27 protein-coding genes are annotated in these 17,427 nt (G+C 58.6%); 13 read left to right on the forward strand and 14 right to left on the reverse strand.

Translation table 11 applies throughout. The annotated features are described in order from the left end of the window. Window positions 1-13 precede the first annotated feature (13 nt). From H4I99_RS14815 to H4I99_RS14855, 9 genes are all read right to left on the reverse strand, one after another. Window positions 14-643 carry a hypothetical protein gene (locus tag H4I99_RS14815; protein WP_163898945.1) on the reverse strand — a complete coding sequence of 210 codons (630 nt, stop codon included), beginning with the start codon at window positions 641-643 and terminating at the stop codon, window positions 14-16. 26 nt (window positions 644-669) lie between these two features. Further along, complete coding sequence (locus H4I99_RS14820; RefSeq protein WP_163898948.1) at window positions 670-813, reverse strand: hypothetical protein; 144 nt, start codon at window positions 811-813, stop codon at window positions 670-672. Further along, entirely contained in the window at window positions 813-1,622 is an 810-nt protein-coding gene (locus tag H4I99_RS14825; RefSeq protein ID WP_163898951.1) for an ATP-binding protein, read from the reverse strand. The genes H4I99_RS14820 and H4I99_RS14825 overlap by 1 nt, the downstream gene beginning before the upstream one ends. 21 nt (window positions 1,623-1,643) lie before the next feature. Next, window positions 1,644-1,817 carry a hypothetical protein gene (locus H4I99_RS14830; protein WP_163898954.1) on the reverse strand — a complete coding sequence of 58 codons (174 nt, stop codon included), beginning with the start codon at window positions 1,815-1,817 and terminating at the stop codon, window positions 1,644-1,646. Next, window positions 1,814-2,056, reverse strand: a complete 243-nt coding sequence (locus H4I99_RS14835) for a hypothetical protein (RefSeq protein ID WP_163898957.1) — start codon at window positions 2,054-2,056, stop codon at window positions 1,814-1,816. The genes H4I99_RS14830 and H4I99_RS14835 overlap by 4 nt, the downstream gene beginning before the upstream one ends. Further along, window positions 2,053-2,190, reverse strand: a complete 138-nt coding sequence (locus tag H4I99_RS14840; RefSeq protein WP_163898960.1) for a hypothetical protein — start codon at window positions 2,188-2,190, stop codon at window positions 2,053-2,055. The genes H4I99_RS14835 and H4I99_RS14840 overlap by 4 nt, the downstream gene beginning before the upstream one ends. Window positions 2,191-2,323: 133 nt before the next feature. Then, window positions 2,324-3,304, reverse strand: coding sequence for a hypothetical protein (locus tag H4I99_RS14845; protein ID WP_163898963.1), 981 nt, complete (start codon window positions 3,302-3,304; stop codon window positions 2,324-2,326). A gap of 1 nt (window position 3,305) precedes the next feature. Then, window positions 3,306-3,602, reverse strand: coding sequence for a hypothetical protein (locus H4I99_RS14850; RefSeq protein ID WP_163898966.1), 297 nt, complete (start codon window positions 3,600-3,602; stop codon window positions 3,306-3,308). Then, entirely contained in the window at window positions 3,599-3,883 is a 285-nt protein-coding gene (locus tag H4I99_RS14855) for a helix-turn-helix domain-containing protein (protein WP_163898968.1), read from the reverse strand. The genes H4I99_RS14850 and H4I99_RS14855 overlap by 4 nt, the downstream gene beginning before the upstream one ends. A gap of 567 nt (window positions 3,884-4,450) precedes the next feature. Between H4I99_RS14855 and H4I99_RS14860 the strand changes: the two genes are divergently transcribed. The 12 genes from H4I99_RS14860 to H4I99_RS14915 all read left to right on the forward strand — a co-directional run bounded on the left by H4I99_RS14860 (window position 4,451) and on the right by H4I99_RS14915 (window position 12,047). Further along, on the forward strand, window positions 4,451-5,143 hold the full coding sequence (locus H4I99_RS14860; RefSeq protein ID WP_163898971.1) for a S24 family peptidase: 693 nt from the start codon (window positions 4,451-4,453) through the stop codon (window positions 5,141-5,143). A 4-nt stretch (window positions 5,144-5,147) separates the two neighbouring features. Continuing rightward, a complete protein-coding gene (locus H4I99_RS14865; protein WP_163898974.1) occupies window positions 5,148-5,660 on the forward strand; it encodes a hypothetical protein in 513 nt (170 codons plus the stop codon). 149 nt (window positions 5,661-5,809) lie between these two features. Then, window positions 5,810-6,139, forward strand: a complete 330-nt coding sequence (locus tag H4I99_RS14870) for a hypothetical protein (RefSeq protein WP_244625091.1) — start codon at window positions 5,810-5,812, stop codon at window positions 6,137-6,139. Between the two features lie 141 nt (window positions 6,140-6,280). Continuing rightward, complete coding sequence (locus H4I99_RS14875) at window positions 6,281-7,240, forward strand: DUF7666 domain-containing protein (RefSeq protein WP_164490803.1); 960 nt, start codon at window positions 6,281-6,283, stop codon at window positions 7,238-7,240. Further along, a complete protein-coding gene (locus H4I99_RS14880; RefSeq protein ID WP_163898979.1) occupies window positions 7,237-7,494 on the forward strand; it encodes a hypothetical protein in 258 nt (85 codons plus the stop codon). The genes H4I99_RS14875 and H4I99_RS14880 overlap by 4 nt, the downstream gene beginning before the upstream one ends. A gap of 1 nt (window position 7,495) precedes the next feature. Beyond that, on the forward strand, window positions 7,496-7,861 hold the full coding sequence (locus H4I99_RS14885; protein WP_163898984.1) for an A1S_2505 family phage non-structural protein: 366 nt from the start codon (window positions 7,496-7,498) through the stop codon (window positions 7,859-7,861). Next, the gene (locus H4I99_RS14890; RefSeq protein WP_163898987.1) at window positions 7,858-8,613 is read left to right on the forward strand and encodes a hypothetical protein; all 756 of its coding nucleotides are present in this window, start codon (window positions 7,858-7,860) and stop codon (window positions 8,611-8,613) included. Before H4I99_RS14885 ends, H4I99_RS14890 begins: the two co-directional genes overlap by 4 nt. After that, complete coding sequence (locus H4I99_RS14895) at window positions 8,610-9,206, forward strand: hypothetical protein (RefSeq protein WP_163898989.1); 597 nt, start codon at window positions 8,610-8,612, stop codon at window positions 9,204-9,206. Before H4I99_RS14890 ends, H4I99_RS14895 begins: the two co-directional genes overlap by 4 nt. Further along, the gene (locus tag H4I99_RS14900; RefSeq protein WP_163898992.1) at window positions 9,206-9,493 is read left to right on the forward strand and encodes a hypothetical protein; all 288 of its coding nucleotides are present in this window, start codon (window positions 9,206-9,208) and stop codon (window positions 9,491-9,493) included. The genes H4I99_RS14895 and H4I99_RS14900 overlap by 1 nt, the downstream gene beginning before the upstream one ends. Beyond that, complete coding sequence (locus H4I99_RS14905) at window positions 9,490-9,738, forward strand: helix-turn-helix transcriptional regulator (RefSeq protein ID WP_244625092.1); 249 nt, start codon at window positions 9,490-9,492, stop codon at window positions 9,736-9,738. Before H4I99_RS14900 ends, H4I99_RS14905 begins: the two co-directional genes overlap by 4 nt. Continuing rightward, a complete protein-coding gene (locus tag H4I99_RS14910) occupies window positions 9,728-10,810 on the forward strand; it encodes a tyrosine-type recombinase/integrase (protein WP_163898996.1) in 1,083 nt (360 codons plus the stop codon). Before H4I99_RS14905 ends, H4I99_RS14910 begins: the two co-directional genes overlap by 11 nt. Before the next feature lie 787 nt (window positions 10,811-11,597). Further along, window positions 11,598-12,047 carry an RrF2 family transcriptional regulator gene (locus tag H4I99_RS14915; protein WP_163898999.1) on the forward strand — a complete coding sequence of 150 codons (450 nt, stop codon included), beginning with the start codon at window positions 11,598-11,600 and terminating at the stop codon, window positions 12,045-12,047. 13 nt (window positions 12,048-12,060) lie between these two features. Here the strand turns inward: H4I99_RS14915 and H4I99_RS14920 are convergent, their stop codons facing one another. The 3 genes from H4I99_RS14920 to H4I99_RS14930 all read right to left on the reverse strand — a co-directional run bounded on the left by H4I99_RS14920 (window position 12,061) and on the right by H4I99_RS14930 (window position 14,009). Beyond that, entirely contained in the window at window positions 12,061-13,071 is a 1,011-nt protein-coding gene (locus H4I99_RS14920) for an acyl-CoA dehydrogenase family protein (RefSeq protein WP_163899002.1), read from the reverse strand. 31 nt (window positions 13,072-13,102) lie between these two features. Continuing rightward, window positions 13,103-13,324: a hypothetical protein gene (locus H4I99_RS14925; protein WP_163899005.1), complete on the reverse strand. Its 222-nt coding sequence runs from the start codon at window positions 13,322-13,324 to the stop codon at window positions 13,103-13,105. A 124-nt stretch (window positions 13,325-13,448) separates the two neighbouring features. Next, window positions 13,449-14,009, reverse strand: coding sequence for a flavin reductase family protein (locus tag H4I99_RS14930; RefSeq protein WP_163899008.1), 561 nt, complete (start codon window positions 14,007-14,009; stop codon window positions 13,449-13,451). Window positions 14,010-14,180: 171 nt separating this feature from the next. On the opposite strand from H4I99_RS14930, the gene H4I99_RS14935 reads away from it, so the two are divergent. Continuing rightward, a complete protein-coding gene (locus H4I99_RS14935; RefSeq protein ID WP_163899011.1) occupies window positions 14,181-15,635 on the forward strand; it encodes an FAD/NAD(P)-binding protein in 1,455 nt (484 codons plus the stop codon). Window positions 15,636-15,666: 31 nt separating this feature from the next. On the opposite strand, the gene H4I99_RS14940 is transcribed toward H4I99_RS14935, so the two are convergent. Both H4I99_RS14940 and ssuC read right to left on the reverse strand, forming a co-directional pair. After that, window positions 15,667-16,494, reverse strand: coding sequence for an ABC transporter ATP-binding protein (locus H4I99_RS14940; protein ID WP_163899014.1), 828 nt, complete (start codon window positions 16,492-16,494; stop codon window positions 15,667-15,669). Window positions 16,495-16,504: 10 nt separating this feature from the next. Beyond that, a complete protein-coding gene (ssuC, locus tag H4I99_RS14945; RefSeq protein WP_163899016.1) occupies window positions 16,505-17,341 on the reverse strand; it encodes an aliphatic sulfonate ABC transporter permease SsuC in 837 nt (278 codons plus the stop codon). Between the last annotated feature and the right edge of the window lie 86 nt (window positions 17,342-17,427).

Here is a 17,427-nt window from a genome sequence, read left to right on the forward strand (position 1 = left end):
GAAGCCCAACCCATCACTTACTCCACGGGTTCTTTTTGGCGACGCCGCCGGTGGCCGCGCTGGCCGGCCTGCCAGCAGCCTGAGACGCAGGACGGTTATCGTTCGCGGCTGCCGGTCTTGCCTTGCCACCACCGAACGGAGGGCGTTTGGCCGTGCCATCACCGATCAGCCCGAGTTCCGGAACCGGCTCCTTCGCTGCGCTGTCTTCGAAGAAGAACTTCGCGATCTGGTTCTTGTCCTTGTAGTTGGTGCCGCTGCCGTCGTTTTTCGGGCCGCCTTCCTGCACCTCGATCTCGACGACGAAAGGCTTGAACAGCAACTCATCAGTATCTGTATCGCCGGTGACATTGACGTCGACTGCGCGTGCCAGACGGTCGAACATTGGTTTGCCGTACTTGTATTGGCCGAAGTTGAATCCGTCGGCGTGGACAATGGTCCAGTAGGCCCAGAACTTCTTGCCCTTGTAGGCTTCCGGCTCCTGCACTTCGAACGTGATCTCTGCCTGATGACCCTTGCTGTCGTTGGTCTCCTTCAGTTCGATGGATTCCGCCCAGATCTTGGCATACATGTTCGGCAGAATGCCGCCGCCCTGTTTGTCGGTGTTTTCAAAGTCCACCTCATAATCAAAACCAATTTTGGCCACGCTAGTCTCCTTCTGTGGTGTGGTGGTTAGGCGTAGTAACGGTAAGGGCCGGCGCCATAGGCCGTGACAGTGCGATCACGCCAGACGTTTTCGAGCCAAGCCCATCGCTCGCCGCGTTTGGTCCGAACGCGCACGGGGAACCATGCAAACCAGTTGCCGCCGCTAAACATCAGGTAGCTTCCTCCTCTTCCTCAACGGTCTCTGTCTTCACGTCCGGTTGCGGCGGGAAGTACGCATTAAGCGCCGCAAATCCCTTGCCCAGTTTGAACGGCAGTGTCGGCTTGGTGATCTGATAGCGGTTGCCGGCGATGAAGCCCGGCCGCTCCTGGACAGCGATAGACACGTCACCACCGCCCTGCCCGCGGTTGGCAGTTTTCTTGAAGCCGAGGTCTTCCTTTTTGATCGACACTGGCTGATGCAGGAATCCGATAAGGTCGGACGCATCGCAGATTGCGCTCCCAGCATCGTCGCGAAGGTTGAGCATGTAGCGCGGATAGCTGTCGGTGGTGACGCCCGGCACGGTCTTGGCTTTGACGTGGGCAATCAGCACGACATAGATGCCTGCCTTTTTGAGCTCGAGCGCCTTGTTGATGAACTCGTGCCAGATCATCTGCGCAGCCTGATAGCCGCGACCGTATCCCGGTGCCTCGATGTCAGGCCAGTTGTTACGAGCGCAGGCCTCCGTATGAATCATGATCTCTAGACCATCGAGCGCGTCGAGCACGAAGGACCGTCGGTCATGTTCGGCCTGAAGCATGTAGTCCATCTGGTCGATGACGTCCTGATAGGTCTCGGACACGCCAAATGACTTCATCGGTGTGCCGGCGGACTGTCTCTCGCCTTCGCCGGTGCGGCAGTAGTAGGGTGCGGGGAACTCCGATGCGAGCGTGGTTTTTCCGAGTTTCGCGCCGCCGTAGAGCGTCACGATTGGCGGATCGGTATCGGACGTGTCCTCGAGTTTGTCCCATGAGATAGCCATGTGGTCTCCTCTTTGTGGTGGTTAGGCGAATATGGCGCCAATCAGGATGCCTACGGCAAAAGCACCGAAGGCGTAGATGTATCCCCAGAGCCGGCTAGGCCGCTCCGGAATGTCCGCTGTAGTGTGGATAATGGGCGCGTCGATTGGCACGTAATCGAGCGGCGTTCCGGTGATGGTCCATGGGGATTTGGTCATGCGGCGATCCGAAGGTGAGCGAAGGTACGTTCACGCAAAGCCCGTTTGCGGTCTCCACGCGTCAGACCCTGAGCGTCTTTCTTCGGTTCGCGAGCCGGCACGCGCCAGCCTTTGCCCCCTGCGAGCCTCTCCATCAGCGTCAGACGCCTGATATGATGTTCAAGGCTAGTAGACGGCATGCCAAGTTTGGTGTCGTTATCGTGTTCACGGGTGGCGAGATCGGTAAAGATATTGCTCATGCGGCCACCTGCTGCTTTGCCTGGCGGTGGTAGCTCACCGGTGCCGGTGAGACATAAGTGCCGTTGACCTTGTCCGCGGTGCGGCGCGCTTCCGCTTTCTGTGCCGGTGTGCGGAAAGGCTTGCGGTTCGTCATGTTAAGCTTTCCGTTACGGGTAAAACTCGTGGCGTATGCGTTGATGGAACTTGTCTTATGTCTGGACATAGGTCTCCTCTCGCCGTGCGGTGGTGAGCCGCACGGCTGTTGCTGTCGTGGTGGGTTTGGTGTTTTAGGCGGCGCGGAGGACGGCCGTCGGCACGTCTACGAGATCCGCGATCTTGCTATCCGCGAGAATGAAGACGCCGAACTGCTGGCCCGGATGCGCGAGCGCGAGACGCTCCGCTTCCGTGGTCGCGGAAGCCTCATCGGGGTGGACCTTCGGACGGATTGCGGGCTTTTGCTGGCCGTTTTCGATCAGAGCGACGATGGAGGGTGTGGTGGGTGCTGCGGTTACGAGTTCGAAATTCTCCGCGTTCCATCCGTCCTTTCGGCCATACTTGTTGATGAATAGAATGCCGTAGTTAGTTACTTCGGTCACCGAGTAGACCTCTCCGGCCGACACGTTGCCGCCGAAGCTGGACTTCAGCGCACGCACCCGATCACCAACTTTGAACTTCGGTTCGGCAGGCCCCGCATTGTCGTTGCTGGCCTTTGCTGGTGCCGGTCCGGCAACCGGCTCAAGCTCGTGGATGTTGAAGCCGCCACCTTCTCCAGATCGAGACCCCGAACCCATCTTAACAACAATGATTTCGTTGCTGATGTCAGCAACAATCCCCTCGCCGGCCCAGATGGTATTGTAGGTAACGCGCACACGTTCACCAACCTTCGGCTCCCAAGCCTCCAGCTTGGAAGTGGGTACGATCCACGATCCGCCGCCGTGAACATGGTTCACGAACTCGATGCGCGCTCCCTCCTCTTCGATCTTCACGACCTTGCCGATATCGCCGGCCTTGCCCCACATCTCGTTGTCTGCGGTGAGACGAACAAACGCGCCGGTGGATGGGGAGTATGCGTTGGTAATAAGGGTGAGGTCACGATCTATGAACTGGCGGCAAGTTTCATTGACAAAATAGGCCCAATAGCGATCTTTCTTTTCCACCTCGACAAGAAAAAGGTTGTCGTCGTCTTGATCGTGAATAGTGCCATGGCCCGCGACATGGGCGTCTTTGTAACGCACCCGATCACCAGCCTTGAATTTGTAATTCGTCATATTAGGCCCTCCCCGCCGGCTGAGTGTTGCGCAGGTCACGCGCAATAGTGAAATCCACGTGGATAACGTTCGTTTCCGGCTCGTCGGCATCCGTTTTCGGAGGAGGCGCGGTGTCGTCTTCCATGTGCCGGAGCGTCATGACGTGGAATCGCTTGATTTCAAGCGTGACGGCGAGCTGCACATTGATGAACCGGCCATAGTCGGAATCGCCGACCACGATGCCGAACAGGTCGGTGTTCAGCTTGCACTCGACCCAGTCGCCTTCGTGAAAGGAACCGCAATTGCAGGTGTTGCTCATGCTGCCACCTCATAGGGTCCGTCGACGGTCGGCACGCGCACGAGCGTGACGGGAACCATGCCGGACGTAGTAGAGCATCCACCGTTGGCAGCGACCATGCGAGTTACGCGGTCTGGGTGGTTGTCGTTCGCCGGACGTGGCGGCTTGCGGCCGTTGAATGCGTAAAAAACCGTTGGTAATCCGACCGCAAAACGATCGGCGATCTGTCTGTAACTTGCGCCTTCGCGCTTGAGCTCTCCCATCAACGCGATGGTGCGCTCATCAATAACCTTTTGTCTCATGGTACTCCTCTTTGGTGCTGGCTTTCGCCAGTGACCCTGGTGGTGTCAGGGTGATGTGAACCTGCTGTTCACATCGGGCGTGCGCAAGGGCGCTTGGGGCAGAACGTTGACACCAGTCCACCTCGGGACTACGTGTTTGGTGTGGCCATCGTCAGATGGTCTCCTCTGCAGCCGACGGAGCTCTGTGGTGGGGCGTTGATGTCGGCAGCTAAACGGGGCGGGCTTGCGGGTGGTGCCGGGCCACAACGCCCCGTTTTTGGTTTTGGAGCAGGTGCTCCTACTAAAAGGAAAAGCCGGCACTAGGCCGGCTCTACTCTTCTGCGACCGCCCTGCTGTTCGGTCTGTCTTGGGAAATCACTGCGCGCTGAAATCGTTCTTCTTCTATATTCACAAATCGATTGCCGCATTTGTCGTCTCCTTGTCTTTGGCTCTTGCTTGGCCTGTCGCCTCTTTGTGGGCTCCGGTTCGCCGCCGGTGATTGATGGTTTATACGCATACCTATTGAATGTCAACATCAATAGGTGCAACTATTTTGACGATCGCCACCTATGTGTCATAAGTGCTCCTATGAAGTATAAAGATATCGCCATCGCTCTGGCCGAGAAAATCGGCAACCCAACTAAGGCAGCCAAGGTAGTTGGCGTGTCTCAGCCAACCTATAGGGCGTGGACTCTGGGTGGGGAGATCAAGGGAGACAACCTGATGTCTCTCTTGGAAGCGGCCGAGGCACACGGGATAATCAAGGCGGAAAATGTCAGGCTTATCGGAGGAAATACAAACACCGTTGCCCTTCGAGAACTTGATACCCGAGCAGGCGCCGGCGGTGGCGGAGTCGATTCGTCCGCACTTGTTTCCATAGACAATGGTGTTTCTATTCAGGAGGACGCATTTCGCGACGGCGTATGGGAAATGCCATCTGCCTTTCTGAATTATGAGTTGAAGGTAAGCGCCAGCGGAGCGATTGTCGCCGAGGTCGTTGGCGACAGCGGATATGATCCGGAAAATTCAAACGCTCCCGGCTCACTTCTTCCTGGCGATCGAGTGATCATTGATAGCCGAGACATTCGCCCCAGCCCCCCAGGTCCATTCGCCGTGTTCGATGGACTTGGCCTCGTTATCAAGCTCGTCGAGGTGGTGCGGAACAGTGATCCGCCACGTCTTCGACTTTCTAGTCGCAATCCGTCTTATCCTCCGTACGAAGTGACCACAGAGGAAGCGCACATTATCGGCCGAGTTAAAGGCCGCATCACCCGGATGTAATCAAATGGCTTCGGTTTGGCGCGCAGTTGCGGTGTTGTTTGCAATAGCAGGATGCACGCCTTCACACGTTTCAGATCCGATGAAGCAAAAGGCACCCGATGAATGGAAGGTCGGATGTCAGCCAGATCAAATCGACCCATATGGCAAATTGATCGAGCGGGCTAAATGCTGGTCCATGGTTTCATACTTTGCTTCAACCGCAGACGGACTGCCGATCGGCGTTGCAACGATATTTGAGGTCAACAGCTCAGGTGCCCGCCTCGTGCGCAATCTTGCTGTCGACGAGAATGTATGCGGAGTTGGCAAGACTCTGCGTGTATCGGTTGATGGGAAGAGGATTGATCAACTATCCAATAGTGAACAGATCTCCTCCGTCGTAAACGGCAGTAGGCTGATTCGGGAAAAAAATCGCGGGTGGCCTTATTGTAACCTGTACAACGAGACCACCACGCTGACTGGAGCCTCATCCGCGTACTCAGAGATGATGCGTCAGTGGGGTGCATTTTCAAAACAATAGGGATGCATATTTTTTATAACAACACCTATTGACTATAGGTGCGATTATTGCAATCTTTTCCTCAACGGCACGAAGAAGCTTGTGGGTATCCACCAGCCGATCTGCCGGGAACCGCCCCACCACGGCGATCACCACAGAGGAGACCTATTATGAGATACCAGCCCACCGCAGACGACTTCGACTACACCCCTTCCAATGCAGCCGGCTCGGTCGAGCCTATGCGCAAAGCCGACCACAAGTCCAAAAAGCACCCTCGCCCGATGCCGTCTTCACGCAAGGCGGAACGCATCGGTGGGGGGCACTTTGTTTTCAAGCGCGGTTCCCACGGTCGCATTCATCCTAACCAGTGGCCGTTCGAACATGCGAGCGCCGAGTCTGCATCGACTGAGGCTAAGCGTCTTCGAGACCTCACGGGGGAGCCTTTCGAGGTGTATAGCCGCGTCGCCAAGTTCGAAGCGGCAGTGCAGGAAACGGCCTGATGCGTGATATTGCGCATGATTTGCTCGACGCCTTGGCCGCCGGAAGCTTCATAATCTCATTCGTCTACTGGGCCGACGCTGCACTTAGCTCCGTCCGCTGAACGACAGACCACCACCACACCACAACTTGAGGAGATCATCATGGCCAGAAGAGCCACGAAGACGGCTGCCGTCGAGTCTGCCGCTACCACTTCGCTGACCACATACAAGGGGTTCAACAAGGATTGGACCTGCCGCGACTTTCAGTATGAAGTCGGGAAAACCTACGAGCATGAAGGTGCTGTCGTCAGGTGCGCGTCTGGAGGCTTCCATTCGTGTGAGCATCCGCTCGACACTTGGACGTACTACGAGCCCAATGTGAGCCGTTTTGCACAGGTGACGGCGAGTGGCGACATCGATCGTGAACACGGTGGCGATACAAAAATTGCTTCCGGCAAATTGACCATCGATTTCGAACTGTCTCTTGGCGACATGGCCAGGAAGGCCGTTGCCTATGTAGCCGGTCTCGTGAAGGCAAGCCTCGATACGAACGTAACGGCTGGCTACGGTGCCCACTCCTCCACGGCTGGCGAGGGTGCCCACTCCTCCACGGCTGGCACCCGTGCCCACTCCTCCACGGCTGGCACCCGTGCCCACTCCTCCACGGCTGGCGAGGGTGCCCACTCCTCCACGGCTGGCACCCGTGCCCACTCCTCCACGGCTGGCTACGGTGCCCACTCCTCCACGGCTGGCGAGGGTGCCCACTCCTCCACGGCTGGCGAGGGTGCCCACTCCTCCACGGCTGGCACCCGTGCCCACTCCTCCACGGCTGGCGAGGGTGCCCACTCCTCCACGGCTGGCGAGGGTGCCCACTCCTCCACGGCTGGCTACGGTGCCCACTCCGAAGTGAACGGCGACAATTCGATCGCTCACTCTGCCGGTCGCTTTGGAACTGCATCGGCCGTGGCTGGCAGCGCCATCAGCCTTGCCGCATACGACGAAAGTGTCTGGCCTCCTAAGCTCATCGCAGTGCGTTCTTCCATGGTCGGTGAAAACGGGATCGAGGCTGGCAAGCGCTATCGACTGACAACTGCCGGTGAGTTCGAGGAGGTGTCAGAATGAGGCCTCACGAAGCGAGAAGACTTGCCGAGCAATTCCACGCCGACTTCATGCCGACAAGGCAGCATGACAGCCTCGAGGTGATAGCCAATCTCACAGCCGACACCAACACGAGCAAGGTGCTTGCAGCGGTCGCCGGCTGGCACGAGCGGAGACGCAATCGTCGAAGCCTGGCGATCAGCCAGGCACTTCGCGCAGCAAGCGGCACAAAGCCGCGCCACGTCAACGACAACAGCCAGCGGCGGAAGGTGGCGTGACATGACAAGCAAGGTAACCGACATATTCGTGTTCGGCTCCAACCTTGCGGGCATCCACGGAGCGGGCGCTGCCCGCTTCGCTGTTCTGCATCATGGAGCTATTTACGGTCGCGGTATCGGCATTCAGGGCCGGTCCTATGGCATTCCGACAAAGGGATGGAAAATAGAAACTCTGCCACTCGAAGAAATCAGCGGATACGTCGAGCGGTTCAAGGAGTTCGCTCGCTCGAATCCTGATTGGACATTCTACATCACGCCGATCGGGTGCGGCCTCGCAGGATATAAGCGACCGCAGATACGGCCCATGTTCGACGGCATGCCCGAGAACTGCAGGTTTGCTGAAACGTGGGAGGATGCGGACCTATGATCCCGAAGGAAGCGATAGAGGCTGCTGCCAAAGCAGCATGCAAGGACAATATTAACCGCATACATTTGGCAGCGAATGAGCGTGGCGGCAGCAATAGCATGAGCGGCAGCGAATACTTCGCGTACCCGCCGAGTGGCTGGCCTGACTTTCTGGCGTCAATGGAGGCCGCGCTCACGGCAGCGTTTGCCGCCATGTCGGATCCGGTTGGATATGTTCACGCTGATTTCGAAAAAGAGCTGTCTTGCTATGATGTGGCATCGATGGTTCCGAATAATAGAAGTTGCGGTAGCTTTAAATTTATCCCCCTCTACGCCGCGCCGCAGCCCGCCGCCGTCAAGGTCAAGCCGCTGAAATGGGACAAGAATAGCTATGGCGGCTCAGAAGCTATGTCTGCCGTTGGTGTGTTCCGCATTGTTGACGCTTGGAGTGGTGGCTGGTCGGTCAGCCGCAACAATGGCATGCCGTTGCAGACGACTGACGGTCGTAAAAACTTCGCGACGATCGAAGCAGCCAAGTCCGCCGCCCAATCCGACTACGAAACGCGCATCCTCTCCGCGCTGGAAGGCGGTGGGGAAGAGCGCGGAAGGATCGAGGAACGGGAGCGATGGTTGCCGGATGTCGAATTTTTGCTTGATCGCCTATACGACATAAACCTTGACGACGACACGGACGACTTAATCAGAGACTGGAATGGGCACGTCGAGCCCGCCATTGCGCGCCTACGTGCCATCACCAAGGAGCCAACGCCATGACCCGCCCCACCATCCTTGACCGTGACGACGTGGCCGTGGTGCCGGTGGAGCCGACGCCGGAAATGTCCAACGCTTTTGACAATATGGACGCGTGGGGCAACGACCCCGAATGGCCAACGGCTAGAGACGCGATGGAAGCGATGCTCTCGGCCTCTCCCCACTCCTCCGCATGGCAGGAAGTGCGCGAGTATGTGGCTGAACTGGAGGGCCGTGCCAACGACCGCGCGGCCGAAGCAGACGCTTGGGCTAAAAAGTACTGGGCTGAAAAAGAAGCACGCGAAAAACTACAGGCGGAAGTTGCCGCAACAGTTCGGAAATTCAATTGCGACACATCTGATCAGTTCTGGGCAAACATAGCCAAAATCCGCACTCGCGCCGAAGCCGCCGAAGCCCGCATCGCCGCCCTTGAACTCCGGCTGGCAGAGGCGGAACGGGTGATGGAGCAGCAGACGAGCGCCCTGTTGCCTCTATCCAATGCCGTTTTCAACGATAATGGCGACATGACGACTTCGGAACCGCTCATCAATTCCGAGCAGTGCGTCTCGGCATATTTCGCCGGTCGCGCCGCCCGCGCGTGGAAGGATGGGAACTGATGACGGACATCGTGGAACAGCTCAACGAAGCGTGCAATGGCCACCCGGCGGCGACAATCCCTTGGCCGCATCGTCTTCTGCACAGCGCAGCCGACGAGATCACCCGCCTCCGCCGCGAACTGACAGAGGCTAGGAATGCGGCGCTGGAGGAAGCGGCGGAGATCATTGACGCGAACTGCATCATGGACACAAGCGGCGGGAAAACACTTTCGCCGCGCCAAGATGGCAACCGCGACGGCCTCTACTACGCCGCCGCCATCCGCAGCCTGAAGGAGAAGGCGGAATGAGCATGTCACCGGCGAATGATAACAGGCCCCGTCTCATCGGCAGAAGAGAAGCGGCGAACTATCTCGGCATAGCCGAATCTACGTTTTCAATGTGGGTGGCAACACACAAGATGCCGCAGCCGGTCGCCGGGACCAGAAGATGGGACATGAAGGCGATCGACGCTCGCCTTGACGAATTGAGTGGCTTGGCGGCCAATGACAACGAAGATCCATATGAGAAGTGGATGAGGGAAAATGCGAGCTAAGCTCAAGGGGCTCATGAAGGTCAAAAAGATCCTCGCGAGTGGCAAGACAATCTATTACTGCTACGCTTGGCGCGGCGGGCCATTGCTCAAGACCAAGAGCGGCGAGCCCATGCAGCCGGGCGATCCAATGATTGTGAAAGCTTTCGCGGAAGCCACGAAGGATCGGCACATCGACCCTACTGAGACTCTCAACGCAATCATTGCCGAGTATCGCGGATCAACGGATTTCACTGGTCTCGCAGAGAAAACCCGTAAGGAATATGATCGCTACATTGACAAGATCCGCGACAAGTTCGGCAAAACGCCTTTTTTTATGCTGGATGACCCTCGCTATCGAGGTGAGTTGAAGAAGTGGCGGGACACCATGGCCGACAAACCGCGCACGGCCGATTATGCCTGGACTACACTCGCGAGGCTGCTCTCATTCGGAAAAGACCGCGGTAAGCTGAAAATCAACATCGCTGAGAAAGGCGGGCGACTTTATGAGTCGGATCGTGCGGATAAGATTTGGACCGACCCTCTTCTTGATCGGATATTGGCTGAACTGAGCATCGAGATGAAGGCTGGCGTAATAATGGGGCTTTGTACTGGACAGCGCAAAAGCGACCTGTTGAAGGCTCCGAAAACTGACTACGATGGTAAGTCAATCAAGGTGAAGCAGGGGAAGCGTGGCGCTCGAGTGAAAGTACCTGCCATCAAACAACTACGCGATGCTCTCGACGAATTAAGCAAGCGCCAAGCAGAATACAACACTGAGGTCACGGCGGCCACGTTGCTGACGAGTTCGAATGGCACGCCGTGGACGTCAGATGGATTCGACACCGCATGGCAGCGTGCAATGAAGAAAGCTAACATCGAAGAGGATCTCACGTTCCACGATCTGCGCGGCACGGCCGTAACAAGACTGGCAATCGCCGGCTGCTCCATCCCGCAAATCGCGTCTATCACGGGACACAGCTTGCGCGACGTTGAGACTATTCTTGATGCGCACTATCTGGGTGGCAAGGCTGAGTTAGCTGAGCAGGCAATGACGAAGTTAGAGAACTTCCAAGAGCGCAAAAAAGCAGATTGACACAACCGGCGATGTAACCATACTGAAATGCGACTGAGAAACAGGTCGCCTTTTTTGGTTTGCGAATGAACTGTAAGCAATTGATTTCAGATGTACGATCTTGGAGACGGTTTGTTTCTATGTGGTTAAAAAACATTGCATAAAAGACTGACTTTTAATCAGTAGGTCCAGGGTTCGAATCCCTGCGCTCTCACCATTTTCAAATGTTTCCACCTCGATTTCTTGATGTTTGTCAGGCGCGTCCTTGACGTGTCCGGATTCGCCGAATTATCGAGATCTATCGATGTTCTTTTCGGTCGGGTGGCAATCTTGGGCATCCATTCCAAAATCGGGCGTGTCGCGCGCACTGCAGGTGTCCGCGGCCGTTTTTTCTGGTTCGTGCTTCTCGGTTCGAGACCAGGGGCGGACCAGTTCCTCTGGCATAAATGCGCTGCCCCCTTCTGGCCTCGCAAGACTGTCGATGGGCGCTACACGTCGATAGTGGGGCAGACATGGCGGCGCTTTGACGGCACGCGTTGGCTCTATCGGCGGACGGACCGTGATCTCGACGATTTCGTGGATGAGTGGCCGTAAGATCGCCGCCCGAGTCTTTTGTGAGCGTGGAATGCCGCACTTTCGGGTGTCGTTATGGCCCTTCGGCTGACAGAATCACCCGGTGAGCTACAGCCTGAAACAATTTGTCACCGTTAACAGGCTTGCAAGCATATTCAATTAAAACTATCTGCTTTATCGGCTTCACTCGACATAGAGTGGAATCTCTCGTCCCGCTACCTCATGGATTTCCGGTATGCTCACCAAGAAAGGCAAGTACGGGCTGAAGGCGCTGGTCGACCTTGCGCAGCTTGCGCCAGGCGAAACGGCCTTCGTGACCGAGATTGCCACTCGTAACAACATTCCGAAAAAGTTTCTCGACACCATTCTTCTGGAATTGCGAAACAACGGCATGCTGCGCTCCAAGAAGGGTCCGAACGGTGGCTACTCCTTGTCCAAGCCGGCGGGCGAAATCATGATCGGTCAGGTCATCCGTGCGCTGGATGGTCCGCTGGCGCCGATCCGCTGTGCCAGCCGCACGGCGTTCGAGGCCTGCGACGATTGTTCCGACCCCGCGGGCTGTCAGGTGCGTCTGTCGATGACCGAAGTACGCGATGCGATCGCTTCGATCCTGGACAACATGACGCTCGAACAGTTTGTCAGCCGCAAGGGCAGCGACATCGAGGACGGCGTCGTCTCCGTCTGACAGCACTTCCGTGCTACGCGTTTCCACCCGATCTGTCGGCCAGATAGCTCCGGCCGATGGCGAGAATTTCGTCGAGCGCCTCTGTCTGTCTGTCACCGACAGGTCCGCGGGCTGCGACGAATTCCAGGATGGAGGACTGCCGACACGCCTCCCCGATCGTCTGGGAGGAGGGATTGACCTGTGCGATATCGAAGGCCGTTCCGCATTTATGTGTTAGCGCCGACAGCGTGATAGTCTGTACCAGCAACTGTCCGATTGCGCTTTCCCGGTCCGCATCGACGATAACACTCTCACGGTTCCATTGCGGCGGTCGCGAAAACTCGGCAATCGACCGTTCGGTCTCCCCGAGCGTGATCGACGCGCGAAGCAGCCGGTTCAATGCGGACGAGAGCCTGACTGCGTCGTGTCCAAGTGTAAGTAAACTGTCGCTATGCACGTGTTCGCTGTCGAAGAGAATTCTGACTGGCCCCGTACTGGAAGATCGTTCGATCATTCGGCCGGGCCTTACCGGTATCAACAGCGCGGTATCGTCCGTCGGCGAGCGGCGATTGATCACCAGCCATTCCGCCTGCGGTACGCATAGGCATTCGACCTCGCCCGACAGCGCGTAACCAATTCCGTCCGGCAGGAGTTGCAGGATCTCACTGGACTGCACGAGGTAGAATCGCTCACCTGCGGCGGCCCTTGCGAACGCGGCCCGGCGCTGTTCCTCCGTTCCTCCGTTGCGCAGCAGTTCCAGCGATGACAGGTGCAGGGTCAGCATGCTGGCTGCAAGCGGTGTATGCTGCGCAAGCATTGCCACGATCTGGCTCAGCACCACGTTAGATACGTCTGCGCCGCCGAAATCCGAGGGAATCGAAACGGCGAGTAGCCCCGAACGCGAAAGTGCTTCAGACAGGGCGCCGTTCCGCACTCCGGCAAGTGAGATGGCCAAGTCTTTGGCAACCGCCAGCGCTTCCTCCTCGGTGGTGATTCGGATCGGTGCCGTGCGCTGGCGCTCGTTCAAATGTGTAATCGTGCCCATGGCTCTTCCTCCTGTTCACGAATGGACACGGTCAGGCAGCATAGGCCGGCGATCGGCCGCAGAAAGATTTCCGCCATTGACCGGTAAACATCACTTTGCCGAACTCATCGGCTCTGCCAGATGCAGAGGCGTGGGCCAGTCGAGGGTCATATATCGGAGACGGCACGTCGAGATCGATTCCCGAACCGGAATACGCATGCAGCATTCCGTGGTGCTTTTCGCGGGAAAGGCTCAGGACAATATCGACTTGCATGCCGGCATCCCCTGTTTGATATTCTTGTGAGCGGACCGAAGTGTCACGATAAAACATACTTTAGTCAACATTTTCGATAAACTCACTGAATTACAAGCGAATCTGGCGCTGGCACCCGTCTCCGTCAGTCGCCGATCCTGATGTATCGGCCGTCCCGATAGGCGAGCGAAGCGCCGCCGCGGGTGCGGATGGCCACGACCTTTCCGATCACGATAACGTGGCTGTGACGTTCCAGAGTCTCTTCCACCTGGCAGTCGATCGCCGCTGCCGCGTCTTCCAGAACGGGTGCGCCGCTGGCAAGGAGCGTCCATTCGGCCCCACGGTAGCGGTCAGGACCTTTCAGCCCGCCCCGCCCTGCAAACTGGTTGGCGATGGCCTCGTGCCCGGCGCCGATAATGTTGACACAGAAATGCCCGAAGCGCTCGACCACAGGCCAAGTGGACGATGTTCGGTTGAGCGACACCAGCATGCGTGGCGGCTCCACGGAGAGCACGGCGGCCGAGGTGACGGTCGCGCCGGTACGCGCTTCGCCTTCTCCGGCAGTGATGATGGTGACCCCGCCGGCCAGCTGTCGGAGAGCTGCCTTGAGGCTATCGGCATCGGCAGGCCGGTCGACGGCCAGACTTGCCGGTCCTTCAACAGGTTCATGCGAGCGAAATGCCAGGGAGGAAGGCTGTGTGGTCATCGTCTGCGGTCCCGTTGTCATCAAGATCCTTGGTGTAGCCAACACATAACCCGATGATGGCATGGAACCGTAGACATCCATTTTCATTATCGATATATTTAGTAGAAAATATATTCCCGGAATGGATCGGGGCCGTTCAAAGCCCGGATCGAGAACCCAGAGGAGAACGGCATGCTGAGGATATCGATACCCTTGCAGCAGAAGGCTTTCCAGGTTTCCGGCACATGCCGCGTCGTGATAATTGGCGGCGGCTTCTCCGGCGCTTCTCTTGCAAGACAGCTCGCCTTGCATGGCGGGCTTGCCTCCGGTGACATCGTCGTCTTCGAACCGCGAGAGACGCTCGGGGCCGGCGTTGCCTATGATACGGCTGATCCGGCGCTGCGGCTGAACGTCGCCGCAAATCGTATGAGGGCCCTGCCAGAAGACCCCGCCGCGTTCATCGACTGGCTGGGCAAAAGCGGTCGCCTCAAAGCCGATCCCGATGCCGCCCGTGGGGATTCGATCTATGCCAGACGGCAGGATTTCGCTTCATTCATGCGTGAGGTCATGCAGCCTCTTCTTGATGAGGAGAAGGTGGTGCACATTCGCGAGCGGGTGGAGCATGTCAAACGCCATGGCGGCCTCTGGCTGGTTCAGGGGCAAAGCTCGACCGTCTATCTCGCCGATATCGTTGTCATCGCGACCAGCCACCCCGCCCCTCGCGCCCCGGCGCCCCTTGCCCTCGCCCTGAACGGCCATCCCCGTTTCATCACCGATCCCTCGCGTCCCGGCGCGCTGGACCCGATCATGCCCGACGACCGTGTCTTCGTCGCGGGAGCAGGACTGACCGCGCTCGACATCGTCGCTTCGCGTATTGCCCGCGGCCATGCCGGCACGACGACGATCTTTTCCCGTTCCGGTCTTCTGCCGCGGGAGCAGGATACTGCCAACCCCGCGCCGTTCGGCGATTTTACCACCAGTCCGGCGGTCACCGCACGCATGCTTCTGCGGCAGGTTCGGGCATGCCTCGCCTCGGCAAATGAAGCGGGACTGCCCTGGCAAAGCGTCTTCGATGCGCTACGCCAGCAGGGACAGGCGATCTGGCGCAATCTGCCGCTCAACGAACAGAAGCGCTTCCTCCGGCATCTGCGCCGGCGTTTCGAAACCCATCGCTACCGCATGCCGCCCCAGAATGCCGAAGTCATGCAGAAGGAACTGGCGACCGGGCGACTGCGCCTGCGGGCGGGACGGATCTGTCGTGTCGAGCGGATCGCCCATCGCCTGCAGCTTGACCTCATTCTGAAACCCGAAGGCATTGTCGAGCGATGTAGCTTCGACTGGGTGATTGCCGCCACGGGACCCGATCATGCCTCGGTGCTGAAATCCCAGCCCTGGCTGTCCGAGTTAGAGCGGAACGGCTTCGTCATCGCGGATCGGCATGGCGTCGGCATCGCCTGCGACGAGGCGAGCCGTGCGGTCGATCCGGACGGTAAGGTGGTCGAAAATCTCTTCGTCGCCGGTCCCCTCGCCCGTGGCCTTTTCGGAGAGTTGACCGGTGTGCCTGAGATCGCCCAGCAGACGAAGGCTATCGCCGAAAGCATTGGCGCGCAGGGGGCCCGCTCCGTCGTTGGTCGGTTTCTCGGCTGACGGCTGATTGCCCCCTGCAAGGCCCACGGTCTCAGCCCTCGCCGAGAATGGCGTCCAGCAATTGCCGCTCGATAGCCGCAAGCTCCGGATCGCCATGATTGCGCGGATGTTGCGCCGGAATGTCGAGGTCGAGAGCGATCCGGCCCTGATCCAGCACGATCACGCGGTCCGCGAGGTTGACCGCTTCGCTGACGTCATGGGTCACCAGAACGGCAGTGAAGCCGAGTTCCTTCCATACGCGGCCGATGAGTTGCTGCATGGTGATGCGCGTCAGTGCGTCGAGTGCACCGAGTGGTTCGTCGAGCACCAGGAGACCGGGATGACTGACGAGTGCGCGGGCAAGAGCAACGCGCTGGCGCTGGCCGCCCGAGAGCTTCGCCGGCCATTCTCCCGCCTTTTCCGTAAGCTGCACGTCGCGCAGGGCTTCGCGCGATTCCCGCAATGCGACGTCTCGGGAAACCCCTTCCCCCAGACCGACGACCACATTGTCGATCACGCTCGCCCATGGCAGCAGCCGTGGCTCCTGAAAGACGATGCGGGCATTGGCTCTTGCGCTGTCGTTTACCGTGTCGCGGAACGAGATCGTCCCGGCGCTCGGCTGATCGAGCCCGACCAGCAGCCGCAGCAGCGTGCTCTTGCCGCAGCCGCTCTTGCCGACGATGGCGAGAAACTGGCCGGCGGGCACGTCGAGATCGATGCTACGCAGCACGTGATTGGAGCCGAAGCGCTTGTCGACATGCCTGAGCGAGAGTGCAACGGGACCGGACGCCCCCGCAGGAGCGGCCGGCTCGGTTTCCGCTTCCTGCAGTTCGGCAAGGTCTTGGGAATTGTGACGGAGGTGGGCGACATAGCGGTTCATCTCGGCATCCTCACTTCTGATAGGCCGGGTTCCAGGAGAGCGTGCGCCGCTCCAGACTGCGGGCGATGACGTCGGCAAGCTTGCCCAGCACCGCATAGATCAGCAGGGCGAGCACCACGACATCCGTCATCATGAATTCGCGGGCCTCGTTTGCCATATGGCCGATGCCGGAGGACGCAGCGATCGATTCCGACACGATCAGCGTCAGCCACATGATACCGAGTGCATAGCGCAGGCCGACGAAGATGGAGGGCAACGCACCCGGCAGGATCACCTTGCGGAAAAGCGTCCAGCCGCTCATGCCGTAGATCCTGCCCATCTCAAGAAGGTCGCGATCCACATTACGAACTCCATGGAACGTATTGAGATAGATCGGGAAAAGCACGCCGAGCGACGTGAGGAACAGCTTGGATTCCTCGCCGATCCCGAACCACAGGATGACGAGCGGGATCATCGCCAGGTGGGGAATGGTGCGCAGCATCTGCAGCGTCGTGTCGGTCAGCTGTTCCGAAAGCTTGGACACGCCGTTTGCGATGCCGAGCGCCAGTCCGATGCTGCCGCCAACGACGAGGCCGGCAAGCGCGCGGCCGCCGGATACGGCGATGTCGCGCAGCAGTTCCCCGCTCGAAAGCTGGTCGATGAAGGCGACCACCACGTCGCTCGGAGCCGGCATGATCCGGTCCGAAATCCAGCCGATGGAGGAGAGCAGCTGCCAGATGGCGACCGCGCCTGCCGGAAGCAGATAGGACACGAAGCCGCTGAAGCTGAACCGGGGACGCCAAGCGCCGAACCATTGGGCCGAACGACTGGTGGCCGGTCTCTCCGTTGAAATCTCATATGCCGTCATGGGAGCGCTCTCCTTGGATGGGAAAAAGGCCGCGCCGAGGCATAATCCGACCGGAGTGAAACGAGGATCGAGAGATTATGCTTCTT

Source organism: Paenirhizobium daejeonense (assembly GCF_014280875.1).
Lineage (GTDB): Bacteria > Pseudomonadota > Alphaproteobacteria > Rhizobiales > Rhizobiaceae > Allorhizobium > Allorhizobium daejeonense.

Excerpts from the sequence above, each read along its gene's own strand:
- H4I99_RS14820 (WP_163898948.1), bottom strand. The coding sequence starts at position 813 with ATGTTTAGCGGCGGCAACTGGTTTGCATGGTTCCCCGTGCGCGTTCGG.
- H4I99_RS14825 (WP_163898951.1), bottom strand. The coding sequence starts at position 1,622 with ATGGCTATCTCATGGGACAAACTCGAGGACACGTCCGATACCGATCCG.
- H4I99_RS14830 (WP_163898954.1), bottom strand. The coding sequence starts at position 1,817 with ATGACCAAATCCCCATGGACCATCACCGGAACGCCGCTCGATTACGTG.
- H4I99_RS14835 (WP_163898957.1), bottom strand. The coding sequence starts at position 2,056 with ATGAGCAATATCTTTACCGATCTCGCCACCCGTGAACACGATAACGAC.
- H4I99_RS14840 (WP_163898960.1), bottom strand. The coding sequence starts at position 2,190 with ATGACGAACCGCAAGCCTTTCCGCACACCGGCACAGAAAGCGGAAGCG.
- H4I99_RS14845 (WP_163898963.1), bottom strand. The coding sequence starts at position 3,304 with ATGACGAATTACAAATTCAAGGCTGGTGATCGGGTGCGTTACAAAGAC.
- H4I99_RS14850 (WP_163898966.1), bottom strand. The coding sequence starts at position 3,602 with ATGAGCAACACCTGCAATTGCGGTTCCTTTCACGAAGGCGACTGGGTC.
- H4I99_RS14855 (WP_163898968.1), bottom strand. The coding sequence starts at position 3,883 with ATGAGACAAAAGGTTATTGATGAGCGCACCATCGCGTTGATGGGAGAG.
- H4I99_RS14860 (WP_163898971.1), top strand. The coding sequence starts at position 4,451 with ATGAAGTATAAAGATATCGCCATCGCTCTGGCCGAGAAAATCGGCAAC.
- H4I99_RS14865 (WP_163898974.1), top strand. The coding sequence starts at position 5,148 with ATGGCTTCGGTTTGGCGCGCAGTTGCGGTGTTGTTTGCAATAGCAGGA.
- H4I99_RS14870 (WP_244625091.1), top strand. The coding sequence starts at position 5,810 with ATGAGATACCAGCCCACCGCAGACGACTTCGACTACACCCCTTCCAAT.
- H4I99_RS14875 (WP_164490803.1), top strand. The coding sequence starts at position 6,281 with ATGGCCAGAAGAGCCACGAAGACGGCTGCCGTCGAGTCTGCCGCTACC.
- H4I99_RS14880 (WP_163898979.1), top strand. The coding sequence starts at position 7,237 with ATGAGGCCTCACGAAGCGAGAAGACTTGCCGAGCAATTCCACGCCGAC.
- H4I99_RS14885 (WP_163898984.1), top strand. The coding sequence starts at position 7,496 with ATGACAAGCAAGGTAACCGACATATTCGTGTTCGGCTCCAACCTTGCG.
- H4I99_RS14890 (WP_163898987.1), top strand. The coding sequence starts at position 7,858 with ATGATCCCGAAGGAAGCGATAGAGGCTGCTGCCAAAGCAGCATGCAAG.
- H4I99_RS14895 (WP_163898989.1), top strand. The coding sequence starts at position 8,610 with ATGACCCGCCCCACCATCCTTGACCGTGACGACGTGGCCGTGGTGCCG.
- H4I99_RS14900 (WP_163898992.1), top strand. The coding sequence starts at position 9,206 with ATGACGGACATCGTGGAACAGCTCAACGAAGCGTGCAATGGCCACCCG.
- H4I99_RS14905 (WP_244625092.1), top strand. The coding sequence starts at position 9,490 with ATGAGCATGTCACCGGCGAATGATAACAGGCCCCGTCTCATCGGCAGA.
- H4I99_RS14910 (WP_163898996.1), top strand. The coding sequence starts at position 9,728 with ATGCGAGCTAAGCTCAAGGGGCTCATGAAGGTCAAAAAGATCCTCGCG.
- H4I99_RS14915 (WP_163898999.1), top strand. The coding sequence starts at position 11,598 with ATGCTCACCAAGAAAGGCAAGTACGGGCTGAAGGCGCTGGTCGACCTT.
- H4I99_RS14920 (WP_163899002.1), bottom strand. The coding sequence starts at position 13,071 with ATGGGCACGATTACACATTTGAACGAGCGCCAGCGCACGGCACCGATC.
- H4I99_RS14925 (WP_163899005.1), bottom strand. The coding sequence starts at position 13,324 with ATGCAAGTCGATATTGTCCTGAGCCTTTCCCGCGAAAAGCACCACGGA.
- H4I99_RS14930 (WP_163899008.1), bottom strand. The coding sequence starts at position 14,009 with ATGACCACACAGCCTTCCTCCCTGGCATTTCGCTCGCATGAACCTGTT.
- H4I99_RS14935 (WP_163899011.1), top strand. The coding sequence starts at position 14,181 with ATGCTGAGGATATCGATACCCTTGCAGCAGAAGGCTTTCCAGGTTTCC.
- H4I99_RS14940 (WP_163899014.1), bottom strand. The coding sequence starts at position 16,494 with ATGAACCGCTATGTCGCCCACCTCCGTCACAATTCCCAAGACCTTGCC.
- ssuC (WP_163899016.1), bottom strand. The coding sequence starts at position 17,341 with ATGACGGCATATGAGATTTCAACGGAGAGACCGGCCACCAGTCGTTCG.